Genomic DNA, 25,699 nt, shown 5'->3' on the forward strand with positions numbered 1-25,699 from the left:
TAAAAACCGCACGTTTTACGTGCGGATTGTTATTAGGCATAATTTGTATGCGTTATTGCGCTTTTACCGCAGCGATTGCCACCATATTAATAATACGGCGAACAGACGCGACTGAGGTTAAAATATGCGCTGATTTTTTCAAACCCATTAAGATAGGTCCAACGGTTGTCGGCGTTGCCGTACCTTGTAATAGATTTAGGCTGATACGTGCGGCTTCCATATTTGGCATTACCAACACGTTTGCCGCACCTTTGAGTGGGCTGTCCGGCATCACGTCATCACGGAGCTGTTGTGATAAGGCAACGTCACAGTGCATTTCGCCGTCAATAGTGAGTTCCGGTGCGCGTTCTTTCACTAAATGTAAAACGTTACGCATTTTGACCGCACTTGGGGTATTGTTGCTGCCGTAATTAGAATGTGAAATTAAGGCAATCTGTGGCTCAATACCAAATAGACTGACTTCTTTCGCTGTCATGAGCGTAATTTCTGCTAATTCTTCCGCTGTCGGATCGTTGTTCACGAAGGTATCGGCAAGGAATAGGTTGCCTGCCGGTAGCACTAAGCCGTTAACGGTCGCCGCCGTATGTACCCCTTCTTGCAAACCAATAACGTTTTTGAGGGTTTTTAAATGGTCGGCATAATGTCCCACTAAACCACATAACATGGCGTCGGCATGACCTAAATGTAACAACACGGCACCGATAGCCGTTGGGTTATTAAACATTTCCCGTTTAGCAATATCCGGCGTGACGCCTGCACGTTTGAGCATGTCATAGTAAGTTTTGCAACATTCTTGATAACGTGCGTCATTTTCGATGTTAATTAACTCAAAATCACGCCCCGCCTGAATATGTAACCCGAGTTTTTTAATGCGTTGTTCAATGACGCTTGGGCGACCGAGTAAAATCGGATAAGCGATGCCTAAGGTCGAGATTTCTTGCACGGCATGTAAAATTCGAGTTTCTTCACCGTCGGTTAATAGCACACGTTTCTTGTCTTGTTTGGCTTGAGCAAACACCGGTTTCATAAACAAGTTGGTTTTATAAACGAACTGGGTGAGTTGTTCGATGTATGCATCAAAATCTTTAATTGGACGGGTTGCAACACCGGAATCCATCGCGGCTTTTGCCACAGCAGGTGCGATACGCACGATTAAACGCGGATCGAATGGTTTTGGAATAATGTATTCCGGGCCAAACGTGAGTTCGGTATCACCATAAGCGGATGTCACCACATCGCTTTGCTCTGCCAAGGCTAAATCGGCAATGGCACGCACTGCGGCAAGTTTCATTTCTTCATTGATGGTGGTAGCGCTGACGTCTAATGCCCCGCGGAAAATGAACGGGAAGCAAAGTACGTTGTTGACTTGGTTCGGGTAATCGGAACGACCGGTGCACACAATGGCATCCGGACGGACGGCTTTTGCCAATGGCGGTAAAATTTCCGGTTCTGGGTTGGCGAGTGCCAAAATTAACGGATGTGCCGCCATGGTTTTAACCATGTCTTGTGTTAATGCGCCGGCAGCAGAACAACCCAAGAAAATATCTGCATTCGGAATCACTTCGGCTAACGTACGCTTGCCGTTATCGTCAATCGCATACAGCTTTTTGGTTTCATCCATGCGATCATCACGGTTTTTATAGATCACGCCTTTGGAGTCGCAGACGGTGATATTTTCCCGTTTCATACCGAGGGAAACTAATAAGTTTAAGCACGCAATCGATGCCGCACCGGCGCCGGAAGCCACCAGTTTTACATTTTCAATTTTTTTATTGACGATGCGTAAACCGTTGAGTACCGCCGCAGCAGAAATAATGGCTGTGCCGTGTTGGTCATCGTGGAAGACCGGGATTTTCATTCTTTCACGCAATTTACGTTCAATATAAAAACACTCCGGTGCTTTAATATCTTCCAAGTTAATGCCGCCGAAGGTGGGTTCAAGAGACGCAATAATATCGATGAGCTTATCTGGGTCGTGTTCATTCACTTCAATGTCGAAGACGTTGACGCCGGCGAATTTTTTAAACAATACGCCTTTCCCTTCCATCACCGGTTTACCTGCTAACGCCCCGATATTGCCTAAACCGAGCACCGCCGTACCGTTTGAAATCACCGCCACTAAGTTGCCACGAGAAGTATATTTATAAGAATCTGCCGGATCTGCTTGAATGGCCAAACAAGGTGCCGCTACCCCCGGAGAATACGCAAGCGCTAAGTCGCGTTGGGTTGCAAGCGATTTGGTGGGCGTCACTTCAATTTTTCCCGGAATCGGGAATTCGTGAAAATCTAATGCCGCTTTTTTAAGTTGTTCATCCATAAAAATATCCTCTTTTGAATAAATGCGTTGGAACAAGTTCGTTTTATTATAATGAAAATGGAAGAGAATTCTGTGATATTTCACACATTCTTAACAATTTTTACGCACCATGAAACTGTTGTCAGGCGCGATAATGTCTTTCGGTCAGTGAGGTGCAGTAAAGTGCGGTGACTTTTTCTGTTCTTTTTTACGAAAAAAATTGACCGCACTTTCTTCAAGTGCGGTCGGCAGTTTAACGCTTAGTAAAGCACGGCTTTTGCTTCTTCTGAATCAATATTGTCTTTGGTGACAAAAACAACACCGGTATCAATGAATTTATCTACTTTTTCGCCTTTGATAATTTTATTGATCGTATTGACGCCTTTATAACCCATTTGGTAGGAAGATTGCACAACAATGCCTTCCAAGGTGCCGTCACGGACGAAATTTTGTAGATCTTGGTTTCCATCAAAACCAACAGCGACTAATTTTCCGGCAAATCCACGTTCTTTAATGGCGCGTGCCATCCCTACCGCAGTGGGTTCGTTTGCACCAAAAATTGCAGTTAAATCCGGATTGGAAGTCAGGACATCAATGGTTTGATTTAATGCTGTAACCATGTCGGATTGAGAATAAAGCGGTTCCATCAATTTGATGTCATGTTGTTTTTTCACTTCATCCATAAATCCACCATTCGGTAAATGGTCGGTCCAATGGCGTTGACCTTGGAAACCGGCAGCAATCGCGTTGTGACCAAGTGCTTCTTCGCCAAAGTTTAATTTCGCCAATTTCGGATTTCCCACCATCAAGTCACGGGCGATAATGGTCATTTTCACCACATTTTCCCAAAGTTCGGCGCGTTCTTCCGGTGAGCGTTGATTTTCCGGGCTGTTGACGTCAATTCCGTCTTTGCAATATTGTTTCACCCAAGAAAGCGCTAAATCCACTTCTTCCTGATCGTAAATTTTGCGATCCAAGCGGCGTTTGATTTCGGTCATGTCCACATATTCGTTACGCATGCCGAGGTATTCTTGGAAGAATTGTTGATTGACGATAGAACCGGCGATCCCCATGGAAACAGACCCGATAGATAAATAGGATTTGCCACGAATGGTCGCAACAGCAAGACCGGCACGCGCGAAGCGTAACAATTTTTCTTTTACATCGGCAGGAATGCGGGTGTCGTTTGCTTCTTGCACTTCAGTGCCGTAGATGGAGAACGCCGGTAAGCCTAATTGAGAATGGCCGGCAAGGGCAGCGGCAAGATAAACTGCGCCTGGGCGTTCGGTGCCGTTAAAGCCCCAAATGGCTTTTGGCATGTGCGGATCCATATCAATGGTTTCAGAACCATAGCACCAACAAGGCGTAACAGTAATGGTTAACCCTACATTATTGAGTTTGAATTTTTCTGCACAGGCGGCTGCTTCTGCCACACCGCCAATACAGGTGTCTGCAATCACGCATTCTACGAAAGTGCCATCGGTATGACGAATATGACTTTGTAATAATTCTGCGACCGATTTCGCCATACGCATGGTTTGATCTTCAAGGGATTCACGCACGCCCAAACGACGACCATCAATGGTTGGGCGAATACCGATTTTGACTGGAATAGATTTGAATTGACTCATTTTTTAACCTCTTTAGTGAATTAAAAATAAAGTACAGCGATGTGACTAAATCTTGCTTAGCTTTATTTTTCATGAAAAAAAGAGATTCGCCTACCGTTTCTGAAATTTTGTGTGAAAAGCGTGAATAGGATCACAAAAGAACGGGCAATTTATCAGGGTAAAAATGACCGAATTGCTATTTTTATCTCTAAAACGGGCAAAACGGTCATTTTTCAGAAAAAATTAAACGGTAATCAGCACGTTATGTTCTTGGCAATAACGTTGCAAGTCTTCGGAAGGAAATTGATCAATAAATAAGATATCGATTTGCGCCAGTTCGGCGAGTTTAATCAGATTCTTGCGTTGCAGTTTAGAGGCGTCCGCTAATAAAAACCTCTTGTCGCAGGCATCCATCATTTTTCGTTTAACCGAGGCATTGAGTTCATTCGACTCCCAAATATTGCCTTCATTATCAATGCCATTGCAGGAGAATATACCGAAATCGATGTGTAGCCGTTTTAAAAGTTGTTCCGACAACGGCCCATAAAAGGCATCGTATTTCACGGAATACATGCCGCCGGTTGCGATGGTGGTGATGTTGCTTTTGTTCGTTAACGCCGTAATATTGTGCATGGAATTTGTCACTACCGTGCAAGGAATATCGGGCAACATTTGCGCAAAATGCCAGCTGGTGGAACTGGCATCTAATCCGACAATCGCACCCTCAAAAAGATATTCAAGGGCATTTTGTGCGATGGCTTTTTTGGCATCGGCGTTGTTTTTCTGCCGATATTGAAATGAACTGCCTAAGTCATTCGTTTTGCAAGTCACGGCAGCACCGTGAATGCGATGTAATAATCCTTTATTTTCCAGTGCGGTTAAATCACGGCGAATGGTTTCTACGGCAACGGAAAGCATTTCCGAGAGTTCCACCACACTGACTTTCCCTTTTTGATTGACATATTGCAGAATTAATTGATCTCTTTTTTGCATCATAAAAGTCCAATCGGGCAAATAGGGTGTTTGCATTATAGGCACTTTTAAATTATTGCAAAAGTAAAAATAACGAAGAAAGTGACCGCACTTTTAGCCATGAAATCTAAAAAAAAAGAATGCCATAAAAGCATTCTTTTGGAGACATTTGATGGGATTACTTATTAATTAAACTCAAAAATTCTTTTCGGGTTTCACGATCTTCCAAGAACACGCCGCCGAAAGCTGATGTTACCGTATAGCTGTTAGCATCTTTAATGCCGCGACATTTCACACAAAAATGCGTTGCTTTGACATAGACGGCGACATCTTCCGTTTCTAAGATCGTTTGAAATGCCAATAAAATTTGCTCCGTTAAGCGTTCCTGTACTTGCGGACGTTGAGCAAAAAATGCCACAACACGATTAATTTTTGATAACCCGATGACCCATTTTTTCGGGTAATACGCCACGGATACCATGCCATCAATGGTCACGAAATGATGCTCACAGGTGCTGGTTAACGTCACATCATTGACTAATACCATTTCGCTGACTTTCATACGATTGGCGATATTAGTGATTTTTGGAAAGTTGGCATAATCCAAACCACTGAAAATTTCATCAACGAACATTTTGGCAAGGCGGGCAGGGGTTTCTTCGATGCTATCGTCACGTAAATCCAAACCGATTAAACGCAACACTTCACGCATATGTTGTTCAATGTGTGTGCGACGTTCATCTTTGCTTTCGTCCAACACAATCATGGGGGTTTCGATTCCTTTCTGACGCAGCGCCTCACGCACTTTCGCTGCTTCAGGTGAAATGTGATTCATTTACTACTCTCAATTAAGGCCGGTCAAAATAATGCGGCATTCTAACAAACTCTCCGATAATAATAAAATGAGAATAATTTTAGCGGAGGATGAAAATCTCTCTCGGTGAGGGGCTGTTTGACTAAGCCGTATTCAGCGTGATGTTGATAAAAACACCTAGATTTACAACTCACAAATTTTATCACGCCCATTGTCGCACCGTGATATGATGGTTTCTCTCAATGCAGGTAACAGCTGATTTAATCGGTTGAGCCTAAAATAAATTCGCTATTTAATGAAAAGTGAGCCGCTATGCGTTATTCCATTCATGATTTTGTACAATTAATCGCTCGGCTACGGGATCCGGTGAACGGTTGTCCGTGGGATATTAAACAAAATTACACCTCAATGATTGCTTGCCTCAAAGAAGAAACTTACGAAGTGATTGAAGCCATTGAGCAACATAATACAGAAAATCTAAAAGAAGAACTGGGTGACTTGTTATTGCAAGTGGTCTTTCTTAGTCAATTGGCGACAGAAGATCATCACTTTACCTTTGATGAGGTTGTGCAAGCTGTGGCGGAAAAAATTGTACGGCGCCATCCTCATGTTTTCGGCAACACACAAGCCAACAACGAAGAAGAAGCCTTACAAAATTGGAATGCGATGAAAGCCTTGGAACATCAACATCAAGGGCATACGTCCTTATTGGATAATATTCCGCACGCATTTCCTGCCTTGATGCGTGCAGAAAAATTACAAAAACGTTGTAGCAAAGTTGGGTTTGACTGGACGGACGTTTCCCCTGTTTTTGCTAAAGTGGAAGAAGAATTGCAGGAAGTCAAACAAGAAATCGCACGTTCTCCACAAGATCCGGCAAAAATTGAAGAAGAAATCGGTGATCTCTTTTTTGCCACGGTGAACCTCAGCCGACACTTGAAATGCTCGGCAGAAGAAAGTTTGCGTAAAGCCAATCAAAAATTTGAGCAGCGCTTCCGCCGTGTTGAGGCCAAGCTTGGCGCGCAAAATCGGACGTTGGCGGAAGCTTCATTAGAGGAAATGGATAGATTGTGGGATGATGTGAAACGGGAAGAAAAACACCGTTAAAATCCACCGCACTTTACGATTAATTTGACGTTTATCTTTATTATATGAATATCCTGATTATTGGCCCGTCTTGGGTGGGCGACATGGTGATGTCGCACAGTTTGTATCAACAATTATGTCTTCAATACCCTCAATGCCACATTGATGTCATGGCGCCGAATTGGTGTAAACCTTTGCTGGCGCGTATGCCGGAAGTTCGCCAAGCAATCGAAATGCCACTGGGACACGGTAAGTTTGCGTTATGTGAACGTTATCGTTTAGGCAAAGCCTTACGCCAGCGTTATGATATGGCGATTGTTTTACCCAATTCATTAAAGTCCGCGCTGATTCCGCTGTTTGCACAGATTAAGCATCGTCGGGGATGGAAAGGTGAATCCCGTTATTTTCTGCTCAATGATTTACGTCATCATAAACAACGTTATCCCATGATGGTGCAACGTTATGTTGCGCTTGCGTTTGAGCGCAATGCGGTTCCCTCTGCAACCGAAATACCGATCTTAGCGCCGAAATTAACGGTAAATCCACAACAGCAAGCCGCCACTTTAAAACAATTTGAAAAACAAACCGCACTTTTAGGCACGCGCCCGTTGATTGGATTTTGTCCCGGCGCAGAATTTGGCCCGGCAAAACGTTGGCCGCATTATCACTATGCAAAACTGGCTGAAATGTTAATTGAACAGGGCTATGCCATTGTGTTATTCGGCTCGGCAAAAGATGTGGAGGTAGGTGAGCAGATTCGCAATACATTGCCGGAGGCGTTACAGCCGTTCTGTGTGAATTTAGCCGGACAGACCAGCTTGGATCAAGCAGTCGATCTGATTGCTCATTGCGCCGTGATTGTGAGTAATGACAGCGGATTAATGCATATTGCGGCGGCAACCTCACGCCCGCTGGTTGCCCTTTACGGTCCGACCAGTCCGACCTATACGCCACCGCTTTCCGACAAAGCCATTATTCTGCGGAAAATAGAAGGCGGCTTGCTTAAAGTACGTAAAAGCACGGATAGCGCGGAAGGTTATCATCAAAGTCTGATTGATCTTTCTCCACAAGATGTGATGGAGGCGGTACGTTCTTTACAAGCATAATCGTTGTTTTGATTAATAACTGAGAACTATTTGCATTTTATTTTCAATCTCCTAGAATGGCTTCGTTCATGCACAATTTAACCTTGTGCAGAACCTATCATTTATCTGAAATTATAAAAGGAGTTTTTTATGAAGATTCGTCATTTCCAACTTGCCACCCTCGCTGCGGCAATTGCCTTCTCCGGCATTGCAGCAGCCGATATCACGGTTTATAACGGTCAACACAAAGAAGCCGCCAAAGCGGTTACTGAAGCATTTACCAAAGAAACCGGCATTAAAGTCACGTTAAACAGTGCCAAAAGTGAACAACTTGCCGGCCAATTAAAAGAAGAGGGCGACAAAACCCCGGCAGATGTATTCTATTCTGAACAAACCGCGCCATTTGCGATGTTATCTGAAGCCGGTTTGCTTGAGCCGCTTTCTGCTGACACCATCAAACAAACACAACATAAAGGCGTGCCGGTTGCACCGAAAAAGGACTGGATTGCCTTAAGTGGTCGTTCTCGCGTGGTGGTTTATGATAAGAACAAACTTTCTGAAAAAGACATGGAAAAATCCGTGTTAGATTACGCGACACCAAAATGGAAAGATAAGATCGGTTATGTGCCGACTTCCGGTGCATTCTTAGAACAAGTCATTGCTATTACCAAATTAAAAGGCGAACAAGTGGCGTTAAACTGGCTAAAAGGCTTGAAAGAAAACGGCAAACTTTACGCGAAAAATAGCGTGGCATTACAAGCCGTTGAAAATGGTGAAGTGCCGGCAGCGTTAATTAACAACTATTATTGGTATGCGTTGGCAAAAGAAAAAGGCGAAGATAAATTAAACTCCCGTTTATACTTCATTCGCCACCAAGACCCGGGCGCATTAGTGACTTACTCTGGTGCAGCGGTGTTAAAAGGCTCCAAAAATAAAGAAGAAGCGAAAAAATTCGTCGAATTCTTAGCCAGCAAAAAAGGCCAAGAAGCGCTTGTGGCTGCTCGCGCAGAATACCCATTGCGCACTGATGTGGTTTCGCCGTTTAATATGGATCCTTACGCAAAATTAGAAGCACCTGAAGTGAGTGCGACAACGGCGAAAGATAAAGAAAACGCGAACAAATTAATTGAACAAGCCGGTTTGAAATAAGCTTGTTATCACGGCATCTCATGCGAAGAGATGCCGTGAGTTCACGCACAAAAGTGCGGTCATTTTGCTCTCTGTTTTTGACAAGCCGGAGAATCCAACTGATACAGGGAATGTGATTCTCAACAGGTAACGCATATTACGCGTTTGTGCTGTTGGAATGAGAGCCCTTATTCTTCAATTAAACGGCGCAATAAACTGCCGTCAAACAATGCACGTTTCACTAAGGCGAAAGCCCCTATCACATCTTCATTGCTAAGCTCTGATGCGACTAATGGCGTATTTTGGACAAATGCCGGTAAGGCATGGCTTTCCAAAGTACGACGAATAGCCGCAAATAAGACATTTTTCGCCTGCGTAATTTCACCGGAAATCACGATTTTTTCCGGGTTAAACATATTTACGCTCATCGCCAACACACGCCCGATTTGCGTACCAACGTGTTCGATGAGTTCTGTGGCCACCGCATCTTGCTTATTGCTGGCTTTACAAATAGCTTCAATGTCATGAGCTTCCAAAGAAAGCCATTTACTTTGGTAACCGTCTTCCAATAACTCCGACATTTTATTTTCAATCGCCGAGTTGCTGACCACCGTTTCCAAGCAGCCCACATTGCCGCACATACAACGTTTTCCTAACGGATCCACCTGAATATGCCCAATTTCGCCCACATTCTTTTTATAGCCGGAAAAGAGTTCGTGATTAATCACAATTCCCGCACCAACACCGCGATGAATACGCAATAGCAACGAATCGTAACAATCTTTGGTTACACCAAAATAGTGCTCCGCAAGGGCTAAACTACGCACATCATGTCCGATATAGGTAGGTAAATTGAAACGTTCGGCAACGTGATTTGCCAAGTCCCAAGGCGTAGTTAATTCAAAGTGCGGAACCTGTTCAATCATGTTGCTTTTCGTATCCACAAAGCCGGGAACCGTGATACCAATCGCAATAAATTCACTGCCACGTTTTTGGTTTTCTTGAATAAATTCATCCAAGCGTTGAAATAAAAACTGTTCAAATGCTTGTGGCGTTGGGTAATTCTCAAGCGTAAAGACGGATTTATTCACTAATTTAGCGGATAAATCCATAATGGCTAAGGTTAAATGTTCCCGCCCGATACCCACTAAAATCGCACGAAAATGTTTATGCTCTGCCACAATCGAGGTTGCCCGACGCCCACCGGTCGATTCTTGTTGTTCTACCTCTTTAATTAAACCGCGAGCAAGTAAATGGCGGGTAATTTTAGTCACACTGGCCGGAGCTAGTTGGCTCATTTCAGAAATTTGAATACGGGAAATCGGGCCTTTCTGATCGATAAGCTTATACACCACTGCGCTATTCATTTGTTTCACTAAATCAACGTTCGCGATTTGAGGACTTTCTCGCATTTTTTTCTCCCGCAAAAGTAAGTTGAGTGATGTTAAACGGCATTTAAATACCTTTGGAACGACTATTCATCGTCCATTCCCAAGGCTTTGGAAAAGGTTTGCAGCCCCACTGCATTACCGTTTTTTACCATGGTTTGCATGGCTTTTGTTGGCGCATGAATTAATTTATTCATTAATTTATAACTTAATTCTTGTAGCACTTGTTCTGCCTCTTCGCCTTGTTGTAAGGAAGCGATCGCTTTTTCCAGTAAATCTTGGCGAGTCAACTCCGCCTCTTCCCGATAGCGACGAATCAAATTAGAAAATTGATGGACTTTCAACCATGCAAAGAAATCCGCACATTCTGCCTGAATAATTTCCTTTGCCTGCTCAGAGGCTTGTTCCCGCTGGCTTAAATTATGTTGAATGATATTTTGTAAATCATCCACCGTATAATGATAAACACTGTCTAATTCCGCCGCACTTTCTTCAATGTCACGCGGCACAGCAATATCCACCAACAACATCGGACGATAGCGACGCATGATTTGCGCCTTTTCAACCATGTTGCGGCTCATCAGAATATGCGGGCTACCGGTAGAGCTAATCACAATATCCGCTTGATTTAAACCTTGCTGTAATTGTTCTAGCGGCAGGATTTGAATATTTGCCGTGGAATCCAATTTCTCCACGAGGGTTTCTGCGCGGGCTAAAGTGCGGTTGGAAATCACCATGTTTTTTACGCCATGGCGCAATAAATGACGGCACACCAATTCAATAGTTTCCCCTGCGCCCACTAATAAAATGGTTAATTCGCTCAGCGATTCAAAAATTTGGCGCGCTAAACTGCAAGCAGCGTATGCCACAGATACCGCACTTTCACCAATATTGGTTTCTGTACGCACGCGTTTTGCCGTGGAAAATGTTTTTTGAAATAAACGGGATAACTCACCGGAAATGGCTTGCTGTTCTTGTTGGTAGTGTTGCTCGCTCATTTGATAAGCTTGCTTCACCTGTCCCAAAATTTGTGGCTCGCCTAAAATCAATGAATCCAAACCACAAGCCACTTCCATCAAATGATTGACGGCCGGCAGGTTTTCATAAGTGTAAAGGCAACGCTGAAGCTCGGCTAAGTCCAGTTGATGAATTTCGGCAAACCATTGTATGGCTTGGCGAATCCAATGTTGCGTTTCTTGTGGCGGGACGGTTTTATTGTGCAGATAAACTTCAGTTCGGTTACAAGTGGATAAAATCACCGCACTTTCGGCTAATTCAATTTGCCGAATATGGCGCAAAGCAAAAGCACGTTTTTCGTCAGAAAAAGCAACTTTTTCCCGTAAGGCAACAGAGGCGGTTTTGTGATTAATACCAAGAACTAAAATCGTCATAAAAAATACATGAAAAATCACCGCACTTTATGATGTTGACACAACAAATACGGCAACATTTATCCCACTAAAATAGAAAAAATAGACATAAAAACGGGCTATATTCTAGCTGAATTGCCCCTACTTGGGCAAATTAGCGCAAGAAAAAAGCCATTAATCTGCAATTTTATTGCGAAGTATCAAATTTCTAAAACGTATCTTTTGCTTGGCGTAATTGCGTGAATTGCGCCAAGTTGGTTGCCGTTAAAAACGGATTAATGTGTTTTTCCAAGCCTATCGTGGTGGGTAGGCTTGGTTTATTTTCAGCCCGTAACTGCGTCACCCGAACGCGATGATTTTCCACCGCACTTTTGTTTGCCCAAACGTTTTGCACAAACGCTAAATTGCTTAACGTATATTCATGCCCCGGGCAAACAATGGTGTCATCAGGCAACGCCGCAAAACGCTGCATGGTAGCGAACATTTGCGCGTAATCACCGGTAAACACCCGTCCGCAACCGGCGGAAAATAACGCATCACCACAAAACAAATGCCCATCCACCGAATAACTCACATGCTGCTCCGTATGCCCGCCGCTAGGCAATACTTGAATTCGATAATGTTCGGTGATAAGGTCGCCTTCATTCACTACCTGCGTCAGTCCATGTTCAGCGCACTCTGCCGGACCATAAATCGGCACTTGCGGGAAACGTTGTTTAAACGCCGTAACACCGTTTGTGTGATCCGCATGGTTGTGCGTAAGCAACAATGCCTCAACGGAAAAATGTTGTTCTTCCAATAAGTGAAACAGCTTGTCGGTTTCGGGCAAATCAACAATGAGCAACGGTAAATTTTCCCGTGCATAAAGCCAAATATAATTATCGTTTAACGCAGGAATCGGAATTAACATAGAACCTCGGAGTTACCATGATGTGGCGTGCTAAATATGAAAAGTCACTGGCGATGCCCACCGGTTGGCAACAACTGCCAAATGGGCGCGCTTATTGTAACGCATTAAATGCGTATTTTGCCCCTTGGTTTACAAAAATTTGTGGTTATCAGATTCTGAAAATTGGCGGACTTAGCGCAGAAATTCAATGTAATTTGCCCTTGCGCCACCAAATTAGCCTCAGCGAAAAAATAACGGAAAATTTGACCGCACTTTTAGACGATCATCATTCTGTTGTACAAGCCAAGTTCACCGAACTCCCCTTTATTCAACAGCAGTTGGATGCTTGCGTGTTGGCCAACACGCTGAATTTTGTCCAAGATCCCCATCAAGTATTGCGCGAAACCCACCGCGTGCTCACCGATGACGGTTACCTGTTCCTCAGTGTGTTTAATCCGCTTAATGGCCTCTTTTTTAAATTAAAAACAGGTGACTTCCCTGCGCGTCATTATTGCATTTGGCGGATCATTGATTGGTTGGAATTACTCAACTTTGATATTTTGGAACAGCGGAATTTGGCGCTCTCCCATCAAACCGCCGGTTGGTTTGCCCCGTTGACGGTTATCGTGGCGCAAAAACGCACCTACCCGCTGACACTTAATCCACAAAAAGTGCGGTCAAAAATCCCAGCGTTTTTACAACCGGCAGAAGCGTTGAAACAAGCCGAAGATCTTTAGTCTTTGAAGAAAAAAATAACGGTCAGAAATACATTCATTTCTGACCGTTTAAATTATGCCGTAGGAAAATTTCCTTCTTGGCGAAAAGACTTAAAAAATTGACCGCACTTTGCGGAAAATCATTAAGCTTGTGGATTCATGATCTCATCGAAGGTTGCCGCTTTTTCAGTGACTTGCGCTTTCGCTAACACCGCCTCAACAGCTTGTTCTTCTAATACGACGTTACGAATGTTATTCATTAATTCGTTGTTTTTGCTGTAGTATTCAACCACGTCTGCCGGTTGTTCGTAAGCCGATGCAATATCCTCAATCATGGCTTTCACACGTTCTTCATCTGCTTTTAATTCATTTGAAGCAATCACTTGGGAAAGTAATAAGCCTACTAACACACGACGTTTAGCTTGTTCTTCAAACAATTCACGTGGTAATTGTGCAGCTTGTTGTGCATTACCGCCAAAGCGTTGTGCCGCTTGTTGACGTAATACCTCAATTTCTTGTTCAACCGCAGAACTTGGTACATCAATTTGATTTTGCTCTACTAAACCATCAATCACTTGAGTTTTCACACGAGTCACTAACGCATTTTTCAACTCACGTTGCATGTTTTTACGAATTTCATTGCGTAAATCTGCAACAGATTTTGTGTTCGGACCAAATTTTGCAACGAACTCATCGGTTAATTCCTGTAATACCATCACTTCAACTTTCTTCAACGTAATGTCAAATTTCGCTGCTTTACCTTTTAAGTTTTCAGCGTGATATTCTGCCGGGAAAGTGACATCAATAGTGAATTTTTCACCGGCTTTGTGGCCAACGATACCCTCTTCAAAGCCTGGGATCATACGACCTTGACCCATGAATAAAACGAAGTCTTCGGCTTTACCGCCTTCAAACTCCTCGCCGTCAACAGAACCCACGAAGTCAATCGTTACGCGATCTTCTGCTTTCGCTGCGTCTTGGCTTTCAGTCCAAGTAGCTTGTTGTTTGCGTAGCACTTCAACCATCTTGTCAATATCGGCTTCAGAGATTTCAACAACCGGTTTTTCTACTTTGATATTTTCCAAACCTTTTAATTCAACTTCAGGATACACTTCAAAAGTGGCGCTAAATTTTAAGTCTTTACCGTCTTCAAATTGTTCAACGGTGAAACTTGGGCGACCTGCGAGATTGATTTTATTTTCGATAACTGCTTGGAAGAAATGGTTTTGTAATAAATCGCCTAAAATATCTTGACGAACAGAAGCGCCGAAACGTTTTTCAATGATGTGTGGCGGGACTTTACCTTTACGGAAGCCGTCAATACGCGCATTTTTAGCAACGCGTTTTAATTCTTCGCGGATAGCCTGAACAACAGTTTCAGCCGGAACGGTGATGGTTACACGACGCTCTAAACCTTGAGTCGTTTCAATATTTAATGACATTATGATGTTACCTCAAATTGATGCACTCGGCGAATGCTCACACCGAACACGTTATTAATAGAAAATAAGACAATGAATTATAACGAGACAAAGGCTTTCCGTCGAGGAAATGCACGATAAAAGCGTATAATCGATTAAAAAACACTCGATTTATCTATGCAAAATTAACCACGCGGATGATAGCGTTCGTGTAACCGTTTCAAGCGCTCTTTTGCTACGTGTGTATAAATTTGTGTCGTGGATAAATCGCTATGTCCTAATAACATTTGCACTACACGCAAATCCGCCCCGTGATTCACCAAATGCGTAGCAAAGGCATGGCGCAAAACGTGAGGTGACAACATATCGCTATCAATTTCCGCCAACGCCGCATAATGTTTAACCCGATGCCAAAAAGTCTGCCGTGTCATTTGCGTACCGCGACGGCTAGGAAATAGCACGTCGGAACTTTGTCCATCCAATAAAATCGGACGGGCAAACAGCATAAATTGCTTCACCCAATGGGTTGCCTCCTCTCCCATCGGCACAATACGCTCTTTATTCCCTTTACCGATGACCCGCACGACGCCTTGATTTAAATTGATGCTATCGGTATGTAATGAAACTAATTCCGTCACCCGCAACCCCGTAGCATACAACAGCTCCAACATCGCTTTATCGCGTAGCTCAATCGGCTGCTCCAAACGTTGCACATTCAACAAATCCGTGACTTGTTGTTCGGTTAAATACTTCGGTAAACGGCTGGGTAATTTAGGCGAACTCAGCACCGCACTGGGATCATCGGTGCGGTATTTTTCTTGATACAAATATTGGAAAAGCTTTCGAATAGCACTCAATAATCGCGCCGTACTGGTGGCTTTATACCCTTGCTCTACCCGCTCACCGAGAAAAGTTTGAAGATCGACCGAATCCAAGCCGAGCAACGACAACTTGCGCTCACTAAGCCAATCACAAAGTGCGGTGAGATCTAAGCGATAAGATTGCACGGTATTGGGCGACAAGCCTTTGCCTATCCATAATTCATTCAAAAATAAATCGAGCAAAGTAAGATCATTCATGTTTAGCCCCGATGCAGTAAAAAGGCTTCCACTTTACGTGGCGTCACGACAAAAGCCAGCGCTGCAATGATGGCCATTAAGACAAAGGTCATTGAGGGGGAATACGGGTAAATCACACCGCTCAATGCAGTCAAAATCGCCACCATGGCGCTGTTTGAAATACCGTTATACAACGCTTGTAATTTGGAAATGTGCGACTGCGGTTGCGTGGTGATATAACGTACCATGCCGTAATGCGCCACAGCGTATGTTAGACTGTGAAGTAATTGCAAAAGCCCGATGAACCAAATCTCACTTGTGGCGGCAAGCCCCATCCAACGTACAATACACGCCAAGGTCGCCAAATGAAAAAGGGTGCTGACCTTCCAGTTTTGCAGTAAACGGCGAGAAAAGAAAAACAGCAAAATTTCGGCAATTACACCTAAGCCCCATAGCAAGCTGGTCTGCGAAACGGAAATTCCAAGACTTGTCCAATATAACACGCTATAAACATAATAGGCGGCATGTGAGCCCTGAATTAAAGAGGAAGCCAACAAAATCCGCAAGGTTGTTTTGTTTTTTAATAAATCCCAATAACCTACATTCGTGGTTGCCTGTTCCGAGAGTTCATCTTGCGGGGGAATTGTGGGTGTTACACACTGCATCACCGAATATGCCAATAAAAGTGCGGTCAAAATCCAGACAATATTTTGCTCACCGAAAAAGCCAATCACATTGCCAAATAAGGTTACGCCCACCACAAAGGCAAGGGAGCCAATGAGCCGAGCCTTACCGTAATCCAACTGAATTTGCCGCTGCCAAGTGGTAGCCAAGGAATCCGTAATCGGCATACCTGCTGCGTTGACCATCGCAAATAAGCCAATGGCAGAAAACAGCAGCCAAAAATTCTCCGCAACAACACTTAACCCGGCCATAATCAACGCGCCGGCAAGTGCCAACACTCGCAAAGAATTGATCAATTGTGAAGCGCGTTTAATTAAACCGGAAAAAAACAAACCACCGACAAATCGAAAGACATAGGCACTTGCCAACACCATGCCGATCAGTTCTTCGCCATACTGTTGTGATTTCAACCAAACCGGGAAAAACGGCACGAATACACCATAGGCGCAGTAGTAGCCGAAAAAGCTCAAGGCGAGCCAAGTAAAAGGACGAACAAGCATTAGAATAAGGTTTCCATTTCTTTAGAACGTGCGACACAAGCTTGCATGGCTTGTTGCACGATGTCATTAAATTGATGTTGATTTAACACATTCAGCGCCGCTGCGGTAGTGCCGCCTTTGGACGTTACATTTTGGCGCAATGTCGATAAATCTACCTGCGGATTTTCCACCACCATTTTGGCCGAACCTAACATTGCCTGTTGCACCAATTCTCGCGCGTTTTCAGCGGATAACCCCATTTCAATTAAGCCTTGTTGCATGGCTTCTAAAAATTGGAAGAAATACGCTGGGCTGCTGCCAGAAGCCGCTGTGACGGCATGCATCTGTTCTTCCGACGCCACCCAAAGGGTTTTGCCTACGGCGGACAACAAATCCTGCGCAAAAGTGCGGTCGTTTTCTGAGGTGTTTTTTGCTGCAAATAATCCTGCCATGCCCTCGCCCACTAAGGCCGGCGTATTTGGCATCACACGCACAACAGCTTGAGCGGTCGGTAAAAGCGCAATTAATCTTGCCACGGAAATACCTGCCGCAATCGAAATCAGTAATTTATCGGAAAAATCCACCGCACTTAAAGGCGTACAAACGTCGGCAAGTACTTGTGGTTTGACGGCTAACAATACGACCTCTGCCTGTGCGACGGCGGCGATATTATCCGTTGAGGTGCGTACTCTTTTCTGCGCAAATAAAGCACGTTTTTCTTCATTCGGATCGCACACAATAATTTTATCGGCAGGATAAGCTTGTTTTAACAAGCCGAACACGATGGCTTGTGCCATATTGCCGCCACCGATAAAGGCGATAAGTTTATGTTGCATAGCTATTTCTCGTTACTTCATATTGACATAAGGATTGGTTTGCTTTTCCTCGCCAATCGTGGTGTAAGGGCCATGACCGGCGACAATAATCATATCATCGCCTAAAGGATACAATTTTTCACGAATGGACGTAATGATGTCCTCGTAACTTCCTCCCGGAAAATCCGTCCGCCCAATACCGCTTTTAAAGAGTACATCACCGGTAAATGCGATACGTTTTTGGTGCTCAATAAAACCAATATGACCTGGCGTATGGCCGGGTAAATGTAACACTTCAAAAGCAAAATCGCCTATCGTCAACACTTCACCTTCCTGATCCAACCAACGATCCGGTTCAAAAGCGGCGACATCAAATAAAAGACCGAATTTTTCCGACTGTTGCGGCAAGCTTTTAAACCAATATTCATCTTTGGAATTGGAACCTAAAATTGGCACGTTGAAATGTTGTTTGACTTTTTCTGCCGCGCCCACATGATCCAAATGACCGTGCGTCAGCAAAATTGCCTGTAAATTTAATTCCAATGCTTCAATGCGCTTAATCAGTTTATCGGCTTCGCCACCCGGATCGATAATGGCGGCATTTTTATTTTCATCCCAAATTAACGAGCAGTTTTGCTGAAATGCCGTGACCGGAATAATTTCAATATTCATTGTCTCTCCTGTGATTTGAACAAAAAAACCGCAACAAAGTGCGGTTTAAAATTGCGTTGTTTTTACTAGCTACCATTCCACGTACGAACCGGGCCGGTATCCATGTGAATAAAATTACTGCGCGGATAATACCCAACGCCTCCATTTTGGAGCGATTGCACAGAATCACGTAGTGTTGCCAGTGGCACGCCATCAATACGAAAATCAATCGCCTGACCACGGATATGATAGCTGTTACTTGCGACGCCATGACTTTTGCGATGCATTGCCGCATTACTGGCGGCAGAGCGATAGCCACAAATAATTTGAATTTCCGTATTACGCAAACCTAGCTGTTGTTGAACGCGGTAGAATTTTGTAAACAACTGCGGATCCATTTTATGCACTTGATTGGTTCGTTTATCACGCAAGAAGTGATCGAGCAGTCGCAATGTATTGGCGCTAAAACCACGGCCAAGTGCAAATTCGGCACCTAATTTTTCGCCGGTATTGATATTACGGAAATTCAATATCCGTGGTTTAGGTGTGGAAACGGCAGCCAAAACGGTATTTGGTAATAGCGTTGCACCTAGCACAATGCCACCTAAAGATAACCATTTACGGCGACCGTGGTTGATATGATTCATTTTTTCTTCCTACCTTTGTTCAACATTTTACCCTTTGACTATGATCGTCTGTGTTAGTTCGACAAAAGATTACTGAACATAGTGTTTTAACACGTTCCAGTCAATATAACTTAAATTTGCCGCTTTGTCATAACCGTAAATATCTGGCAACGTATGCACTTGGTCTTTATCAACCCAAGCGGTGACGTAATATAAAAACACCGGATTGTCAGATTTAATGCTGGCGGATGTTGTTTTTCGGCTTTTCAGCACATTTTGTTTTCGTTCATCGCTCCAACCGGCTTCTTTCAACAAAATAGTTGCCAACTGATCGGACTTCTCAACACGCACACAGCCGGAACTTAAATCCCGTTTTTTATTGGCAAATAAATTACGTTTTGGCGTGTCATGCAAATAAATGGCATCAGAACTTGGCATATTAAATTTGTAGTTCCCCAACGCACTGTTGTCGCTTGGTGCTTGACGTAAATGATATGGGAATTTATTCGCTGTCATATTTTCCCAATCAATTGTGTAAGGATCGATGGTATTGCCTTTGCTATCAATAATCGTATAACCATTACGATAAATGTAGCTCGGATCTTTTCGTACTTTTGGAATAATATCCTCGTTAATTAAACGCGTTGGCGCATTCCATGGTGGGTTGACAACCACATTGCTTAAACGGCTAAACATAACCGGCGTTTTACGCTCAGGTTTCCCCACAATCACGCGAGAGATTAATACCGCTTCGCCGTTACGATAATACGTGAGCTGATAACTTGGAATATTAACAAAGATCCCATTTTCAAATGCCGGCAGAATTCGTAAACGTTGCGCATTAATTGCGAAACGGTGTAATTCGGTTGTTTTATTTTTTTCTACCCCTTTTGCAATGAGTGCCTTCACACGATCCAATGTCTGTTGAAACAAAGGATTATCACTGGAGAGGTTTTTAACGAATGCCAAATGATCGTTATTTTTGACCGCACTTAACCACGCAGCAATCTGATTTTCATCGGGTTTACCGGCTTTATAACTATTTTCTGAATACAACCATTTTTGCGCTGAACGTTGTACGTTGTTGGCGTAATATAAATAGTCTAAAAACGCATCGGTTAACAAAATATCTTCGATTAATGCACCATTGCCCGCAACACGATGCGCTGCATTGAGTGCCTCGGCGGAACGTTTGGAAATTCCTGCAGCAACCATCAGCGCATAATCATGGAGAAATTGTTGCTTTGCCTGAACATCCGTCCAAAGTGGAGCGAAATTATTCTCGGCATAAATTTTTGCAATGAGCGATTTAAATTGCAACGGAGTCTCGCCAATACGATCTGCTAGCGCTTGTTCTACTTGTTGCTGTCTTTCCTCGGCTAGGCGCATTTCTTCAGAACCAGTTTCAAGCTCTAACTGTTGTGTAGCTAAGTCTGCTTCATTTTTATCCAGTTCCGTTGATAAATTTTGCGTAACCTGTGATTCAACCATTGCTGATGTGTCGGCCTGAAGCAAGCCGCTGTACGACAACATCCCAAGAAAAAAGAGGCTTGGCTTAACGCATTTCCGATTCATTCTTAACGATTCCTAAAATAAATAACGATAATCACCACACATTGTGGTACAAAAAAGCGCCTTATTCTAACAAAACATCGCGTGTGAAGGAATGCTTTACCTGCGCCTTTACACTTTTTCCCATGTTCTGCTCAAGGTCATAATAGCCACAATGACATTCACCGCCTCTTTCATGCCTTCAAGCGTAATTAATTCATGCTTACTGTGAAAGTTATACCCCCCGGTGAAAAGATTCGGGCAAGCTAATCCTTTTTCCGCTAACCAAGCGCCATCAGTACCGCCGCGAATGACTTTGTGATTTGGCGTAATTCCGCAGTGTTTCATGGCAAGATCCGCTAATTCGATGGATTGCGGCACGTTTTTTACCGTTTCGTACATATTCTTATAGCTGTCGGTCAGCACCAGTTCAATCGGTTTTAGTAGGCGTTTTTGCTGATTAAATTGCGCCACTAAATCACGAATAAACTGTTTCCGCTTTTCAAATTCTGTTCCATCAAAATCACGAATGAGATAATGCAACTCTGCTTTCTCAATGTCGCCGGAAAAATGATTTAAATGGAAAAAGCCTTCTCGCTGTGCAGTGTTTTCAGGGGTTTCTGCCTGTGGAAAAGCGTGCTGAAATTCACAAGCCATGGCTAGGGCGTTAATCAGTTTATTTTTTGCCGAACCGGGGTGAATATGGCGCCCGTAAAATGTGACTTTGGCAGAGGCAGCATTAAAGTTTTCATATTCCAATTCCCCCACGGCGCCACCATCGATGGTATAAGCCCAATCGCATGGAAAATCCTCAGAAGGGAAAAATTGCATACCCAGCCCGATTTCCTCATCCGGCGTGAAGGCCACTCGAATATTGCCATGAGGGAGATTTTCTGTTTTTAGGCGATAAAGTGCGGTCATAATTTCTGCAATTCCGGCTTTATTGTCTGCGCCCAACAAGGTATTTCCATCCGTTACAATCAGGGTTTTACCAATGAATTGATGTAAGAAAGGATAATGGACGGGGCTGAGAAATTCCTCGCCGACACCTAACGCAATATCGCCACCTCGATAATTTTCAATCACTTCAGGCTGCACGTTTTTGCCACTGCAATCAGGCGACGTATCTAGATGGGAAATAAAGCCAATCGTCGGTGCATTGGAATCCACGTTAGCCGGTAAATATGCCGTGAGAACACCGTGTTGACTCAACACAATGTCTTGCAACCCTAATGCCACCAGTTCCTGTTGCAGGTGTTTGGCAAGGGCAAGTTGACCGGCAGAACTCGGCGAAGTTTTTGCGCCCGGTTTAGATTGGGTGTCATACGTCACATAATTTAAAAAACGTTCCAATACAGGTTCTTGAGAGAATAAATCTTGCATGCGTGATGTTCTTCTTTTTTATTTTTACTAACAGAAACCAAGTCGTGTGTTTATTTGGCCATCAATGGCATAAAGCACCGGCAATAAACACCTTTTGCTTTCTATTTTAAAGCGGTCCACGCTACCACGCAAAACCTTTACATCGCACAATACTTAAGCCGACGCAGGATGAACCAAAATCACAGGAAAGCAGCGCCATTATGCACTGCGCCCTATTGCCTTTTCATTGAGAAAAAAACGACTTTCCGCTACAATACGCCACTATTTTTATTCACGTAAACAGACTATGTCAGAAATTAAGTTAATTGTTGGACTTGGCAATCCCGGCGATAAATACGCAGACACCCGCCACAATGCCGGGGAATGGTTAATTGCGCGTTTAGCACGGCGGTTTAATGTCATATTAAATGCGGAAAATAAGTTTTTCGGGAATGTGGGAAAAACGCTGATGAACGGCAAAGAAATCCGTTTTTTGGTGCCGACAACCTTTATGAATTTAAGCGGCAAAGCAGTAGGCGCATTGGCGAATTTTTATCGTATCAAACCCGAAGAAATTTTAGTCCTGCATGATGAGTTAGATTTACCACCCGGCAGCGTTAAACTGAAATTAGGTGGCGGACATGGCGGGCACAACGGCTTAAAAGACATTGTCGCCGCATTGGGCAATAACAACAATTTTTATCGTCTGCGCATTGGGATCGGTCACCCGGGACACCGTGATTTAGTGGCGGGTTATGTGTTAAACAAACCCTCCCCCAGTGAGCGTGAAGCGCTTGAAAAAGCCCTGGATGAAGCGGCAAATTGTGTGGAACTGCTTTTCAAAGACGGCATCGTCAAAGCCACTAATCGACTAAATAGCTTTAAAATTTAACCGAAAAGTGCGGTCAAAAAACACGGTAAATTTCAACCGTACTTTTCTTCACCAATAAGGAAAAATTATGGGATTCAAATGTGGTATCGTGGGCCTGCCGAATGTGGGCAAATCCACCCTTTTCAACGCCTTAACCAAAGCCGGCATTGAGGCGGCAAACTATCCGTTTTGCACCATCGAGCCAAATACCGGCGTGGTGCCAATGCCGGATCCGCGTTTAGACGCCTTAGCGGAAATCGTCAAACCTGAACGCGTATTACCCACCACCATGGAATTTGTGGATATCGCAGGTTTGGTTGCCGGTGCGAGTAAAGGTGAAGGCTTGGGTAACAAATTCTTAGCCAATATCCGTGAAACCGATGCTATCGGCCATGTCGTACGTTGTTTTGAAAACGATGACATCGTACACGTTGCGGGTAAAATCGATCCGTTAAGCGATATTGAAACCATCAACACCGAACTGGCGTTAGCCGATTTAGACAGCTGTGAACGCGCCATTCAACGTTTGCAAAAACGTGCTAAAGGTGGTGACAAAGATGCGAAATTCGAACTTTCCGTGATGGAAAAAATCTTACCGGTACTTTCTGAAGCGGGCATGATTCGTTCTGTACCGCTAGACAAAGACGAATTACTAGCAATCAAAAGCTATAATTTCTTAACCTTAAAACCGACCATGTACATTGCCAACGTGAATGAAGACGGTTTTGAAAATAATCCTTATCTCGATAAAGTCCGCGAATTTGCTGAAAAAGAAGGCTCTGTCGTGGTGCCGGTGTGTGCCGCAATCGAAGCGGAAATCGCCGAACTGGATGATGATGAAAAACTCGAGTTCTTACAAGATCTCGGCATTGAAGAACCGGGCTTAAATCGTGTCATTCGTGCAGGCTACGCGCTTTTAAACTTACAAACTTACTTTACCGCCGGCGTAAAAGAAGTCCGCGCATGGACGGTTTCCGTGGGCGCCACTGCACCAAAAGCCGCGGCTGTCATCCATACCGATTTTGAAAAAGGCTTTATCCGTGCCGAAGTCATTGCCTATGAGGATTTCATCCAATTTAAAGGTGAAAACGGCGCCAAAGATGCCGGTAAATGGCGTTTAGAAGGGAAAGATTACATCGTACAAGACGGTGATGTCATGCACTTCCGTTTCAACGTGTAAAACAGTCTAAAAATGAACCGCACTTTAAGACACTAAAGTGCGGTTTTTTTATCCCTTATTATAAAGAAAATAACAGGTTGGCAAGACAAGCCACAAGATTGCGCTGATGATCACTATCAAGCTGAAATACCAGCGTTGCGTTTTATGGCGAAAATGTTGTCTGCCTAAATGAATCCCGATAAACCCACCCAGCAAGCTCAATAGCAACAATGTGCGCTCAGGAATGCGCCATTGTTGACGGATGGCGCGTTGTTTATCTTGCCACATCAAAAAATAAGCGGCGATATTCACCGCCGCTAAGACTATGACCAAAAATGAAATTGGCATTAAGCGTAAACCGGAAGACGTTTACAGATTGCCAAGACTTTTTCTTTTGTCGCCGCAATCACTTGTTCTTCATTGTCTTTACCAAGTGCGTCTAACACATCACACATCCAGCCGGCAAGTTCACGACAGTCTTGCTCGTTAAAACCACGACGGGTCACAGAAGGTGTTCCCACACGGATACCGGAAGTCACAAAGGGTTTTTGTGGGTCATTCGGTACAGAGTTTTTATTCACGGTAATGTTTGCTTTACCAAGTGCCGCATCCGCCGCTTTACCGGTTAAACCTTGTTGAACTAAATCCACTAAGAATAAGTGATTTTCGGTACTGTTTGAAACCACTTTGTAACCGCGTTGTTTAAACACTTCCACCATGGCTTTTGCATTTTTCAAGACATTTTGTTGGTAGATTTTGTATTCCGGCTCTAACGCTTCTTTGAAACATACCGCTTTTGCCGCAATGATGTGAACTAATGGACCACCTTGACCTGCCGGGAAAACAGCAGATTGAAGTTTTTTATACATCTCTTCATCGCCGCTGGCAGATAAAATTAAACCACCACGTGGACCACCTAAGGTTTTATGCGTTGTTGTGGTAACAACATGGGCATACGGAAGTGGATTCGGATAGACGCCCGCCGCAATTAAACCGGCAACGTGAGCCATATCCACGAATAAATAGGCGCCCACTTCATCTGCGATCTCACGCATTTTTTTCCAATCAACCACTTGAGAATAAGCAGAGAAACCGCCCACAATCATTTTTGGTTTCACTTCATGCGCTTGTTTACGCAACGCATCGTAGTCAATCAAACCATCATCAGTAATGCCATATTGTTCTGCATGATAGATTTTACCGGAGAAACTCACGGAAGCACCGTGGGTTAAGTGGCCACCATGTGCCAAGCTCATGCCTAGAATGGTGTCGCCCGGATTCAATAATGCCATATAAACGGCCGCATTCGCTTGTGAACCGGAGTGCGGTTGCACGTTCACATAATCTGCGCCAAATAATTCTTTCGCACGATCAATCGCCAACTGTTCCACAATGTCAGCGTACTCACAACCACCATAATAGCGTTTGCCGGGATAGCCTTCCGCGTATTTATTGGTGAATTGAGAACCTTGCGCTTGCATTACGCGCGGGCTGGCATAGTTTTCAGAAGCGATTAATTCAATATGTTCTTCTTGACGACGATTCTCATCTTGAATGGCTTGCCATAAAACCGGATCGTAATCAGCGATGTTCATGCTCTTTTTAAACATTGTGTTTTCCTCGTTGTTTGCATTATTTGTGTATAGTTTACCTGTTTACAGGCAAAAA

Annotated in this window: 23 protein-coding genes; 6 read left to right on the top strand and 17 right to left on the bottom strand. The window is 43.8% G+C overall.

Annotated elements, in window-relative coordinates; all coding sequences use genetic code 11:
* Positions 1–52: 52 nt before the first annotated feature.
* From HMPREF9065_RS02240 to folE, 4 genes are all read right to left on the bottom strand, one after another.
* Positions 53–2,317 carry an NADP-dependent malic enzyme gene (locus tag HMPREF9065_RS02240; RefSeq protein WP_021616659.1) on the bottom strand — a complete coding sequence of 755 codons (2,265 nt, stop codon included), beginning with the start codon at positions 2,315–2,317 and terminating at the stop codon, positions 53–55.
* Positions 2,318–2,556: 239 nt separating this feature from the next.
* Complete coding sequence (locus tag HMPREF9065_RS0109550; RefSeq protein ID WP_021616661.1) at positions 2,557–3,927, bottom strand: substrate-binding domain-containing protein; 1,371 nt, start codon at positions 3,925–3,927, stop codon at positions 2,557–2,559.
* A 222-nt stretch (positions 3,928–4,149) separates the two neighbouring features.
* Positions 4,150–4,899: a DeoR/GlpR family DNA-binding transcription regulator gene (locus HMPREF9065_RS02235; RefSeq protein ID WP_033002676.1), complete on the bottom strand. Its 750-nt coding sequence runs from the start codon at positions 4,897–4,899 to the stop codon at positions 4,150–4,152.
* 157 nt (positions 4,900–5,056) lie between these two features.
* Entirely contained in the window at positions 5,057–5,713 is a 657-nt protein-coding gene (folE, locus tag HMPREF9065_RS02230; protein WP_021616663.1) for a GTP cyclohydrolase I FolE, read from the bottom strand.
* A 291-nt stretch (positions 5,714–6,004) separates the two neighbouring features.
* Between folE and mazG the strand changes: the two genes are divergently transcribed.
* From mazG to HMPREF9065_RS02215, 3 genes are all read left to right on the top strand, one after another.
* Positions 6,005–6,799 (top strand): nucleoside triphosphate pyrophosphohydrolase, encoded by a 795-nt coding sequence (gene mazG, locus HMPREF9065_RS02225; RefSeq protein WP_021616665.1) that lies wholly within the window; start codon positions 6,005–6,007, stop codon positions 6,797–6,799.
* Between the two features lie 44 nt (positions 6,800–6,843).
* Positions 6,844–7,884, top strand: coding sequence for a lipopolysaccharide heptosyltransferase II (gene waaF, locus HMPREF9065_RS02220; RefSeq protein WP_021616666.1), 1,041 nt, complete (start codon positions 6,844–6,846; stop codon positions 7,882–7,884).
* Positions 7,885–8,013: 129 nt separating this feature from the next.
* Complete coding sequence (locus HMPREF9065_RS02215; RefSeq protein ID WP_021616667.1) at positions 8,014–9,012, top strand: iron ABC transporter substrate-binding protein; 999 nt, start codon at positions 8,014–8,016, stop codon at positions 9,010–9,012.
* Positions 9,013–9,179: 167 nt separating this feature from the next.
* On the opposite strand, the gene HMPREF9065_RS02210 is transcribed toward HMPREF9065_RS02215, so the two are convergent.
* From HMPREF9065_RS02210 to gloB, 3 genes are all read right to left on the bottom strand, one after another.
* Entirely contained in the window at positions 9,180–10,403 is a 1,224-nt protein-coding gene (locus tag HMPREF9065_RS02210) for an ROK family protein (RefSeq protein WP_021616668.1), read from the bottom strand.
* A 62-nt stretch (positions 10,404–10,465) separates the two neighbouring features.
* Positions 10,466–11,770, bottom strand: a complete 1,305-nt coding sequence (gene hemA, locus HMPREF9065_RS02205) for a glutamyl-tRNA reductase (protein ID WP_021616669.1) — start codon at positions 11,768–11,770, stop codon at positions 10,466–10,468.
* A 187-nt stretch (positions 11,771–11,957) separates the two neighbouring features.
* Complete coding sequence (gene gloB / locus HMPREF9065_RS02200) at positions 11,958–12,659, bottom strand: hydroxyacylglutathione hydrolase (protein WP_021616670.1); 702 nt, start codon at positions 12,657–12,659, stop codon at positions 11,958–11,960.
* A gap of 20 nt (positions 12,660–12,679) precedes the next feature.
* On the opposite strand from gloB, the gene HMPREF9065_RS02195 reads away from it, so the two are divergent.
* Positions 12,680–13,375, top strand: coding sequence for a class I SAM-dependent methyltransferase (locus HMPREF9065_RS02195; protein WP_033002678.1), 696 nt, complete (start codon positions 12,680–12,682; stop codon positions 13,373–13,375).
* Between the two features lie 122 nt (positions 13,376–13,497).
* Here HMPREF9065_RS02195 and tig read toward each other — a convergent pair whose 3' ends face one another.
* The 8 genes from tig to pepT all read right to left on the bottom strand — a co-directional run bounded on the left by tig (position 13,498) and on the right by pepT (position 22,022).
* Positions 13,498–14,796, bottom strand: coding sequence for a trigger factor (gene tig / locus HMPREF9065_RS02190; RefSeq protein WP_021616672.1), 1,299 nt, complete (start codon positions 14,794–14,796; stop codon positions 13,498–13,500).
* Between the two features lie 164 nt (positions 14,797–14,960).
* Positions 14,961–15,854, bottom strand: coding sequence for a site-specific tyrosine recombinase XerD (xerD, locus tag HMPREF9065_RS02185; RefSeq protein ID WP_021616673.1), 894 nt, complete (start codon positions 15,852–15,854; stop codon positions 14,961–14,963).
* A 2-nt stretch (positions 15,855–15,856) separates the two neighbouring features.
* Positions 15,857–17,017, bottom strand: coding sequence for a 3-phenylpropionate MFS transporter (locus HMPREF9065_RS02180; protein WP_021616674.1), 1,161 nt, complete (start codon positions 17,015–17,017; stop codon positions 15,857–15,859).
* Positions 17,017–17,832 carry a pyrroline-5-carboxylate reductase gene (gene proC, locus HMPREF9065_RS02175; protein ID WP_021616675.1) on the bottom strand — a complete coding sequence of 272 codons (816 nt, stop codon included), beginning with the start codon at positions 17,830–17,832 and terminating at the stop codon, positions 17,017–17,019. Before proC ends, HMPREF9065_RS02180 begins: the two co-directional genes overlap by 1 nt.
* A 12-nt stretch (positions 17,833–17,844) precedes the next feature.
* On the bottom strand, positions 17,845–18,483 hold the full coding sequence (locus HMPREF9065_RS02170; protein WP_021616676.1) for an MBL fold metallo-hydrolase: 639 nt from the start codon (positions 18,481–18,483) through the stop codon (positions 17,845–17,847).
* 65 nt (positions 18,484–18,548) lie between these two features.
* On the bottom strand, positions 18,549–19,109 hold the full coding sequence (locus HMPREF9065_RS02165) for a YcbK family protein (protein WP_021616677.1): 561 nt from the start codon (positions 19,107–19,109) through the stop codon (positions 18,549–18,551).
* A 69-nt stretch (positions 19,110–19,178) separates the two neighbouring features.
* Positions 19,179–20,663: a L,D-transpeptidase family protein gene (locus tag HMPREF9065_RS02160; RefSeq protein WP_021616678.1), complete on the bottom strand. Its 1,485-nt coding sequence runs from the start codon at positions 20,661–20,663 to the stop codon at positions 19,179–19,181.
* Positions 20,664–20,771: 108 nt separating this feature from the next.
* Positions 20,772–22,022, bottom strand: coding sequence for a peptidase T (gene pepT / locus HMPREF9065_RS02155; protein WP_021616679.1), 1,251 nt, complete (start codon positions 22,020–22,022; stop codon positions 20,772–20,774).
* A 286-nt stretch (positions 22,023–22,308) separates the two neighbouring features.
* On the opposite strand from pepT, the gene pth reads away from it, so the two are divergent.
* Both pth and ychF read left to right on the top strand, forming a co-directional pair.
* On the top strand, positions 22,309–22,893 hold the full coding sequence (gene pth, locus HMPREF9065_RS02150; protein WP_021616680.1) for an aminoacyl-tRNA hydrolase: 585 nt from the start codon (positions 22,309–22,311) through the stop codon (positions 22,891–22,893).
* Positions 22,894–22,960: 67 nt separating this feature from the next.
* The gene (ychF, locus tag HMPREF9065_RS02145; RefSeq protein ID WP_021616681.1) at positions 22,961–24,052 is read left to right on the top strand and encodes a redox-regulated ATPase YchF; all 1,092 of its coding nucleotides are present in this window, start codon (positions 22,961–22,963) and stop codon (positions 24,050–24,052) included.
* A 48-nt stretch (positions 24,053–24,100) separates the two neighbouring features.
* On the opposite strand, the gene HMPREF9065_RS02140 is transcribed toward ychF, so the two are convergent.
* Positions 24,101–24,319, bottom strand: a complete 219-nt coding sequence (locus tag HMPREF9065_RS02140) for a DUF1294 domain-containing protein (protein ID WP_369751037.1) — start codon at positions 24,317–24,319, stop codon at positions 24,101–24,103.
* Between the two features lie 59 nt (positions 24,320–24,378).
* On the bottom strand, positions 24,379–25,641 hold the full coding sequence (gene glyA, locus HMPREF9065_RS02135) for a serine hydroxymethyltransferase (RefSeq protein ID WP_021616683.1): 1,263 nt from the start codon (positions 25,639–25,641) through the stop codon (positions 24,379–24,381).
* Positions 25,642–25,699: the final 58 nt, after the last annotated feature.

This window comes from Aggregatibacter sp. oral taxon 458 str. W10330, from assembly GCF_000466335.1.
Taxonomy (GTDB): Bacteria; Pseudomonadota; Gammaproteobacteria; order Enterobacterales; family Pasteurellaceae; genus Aggregatibacter.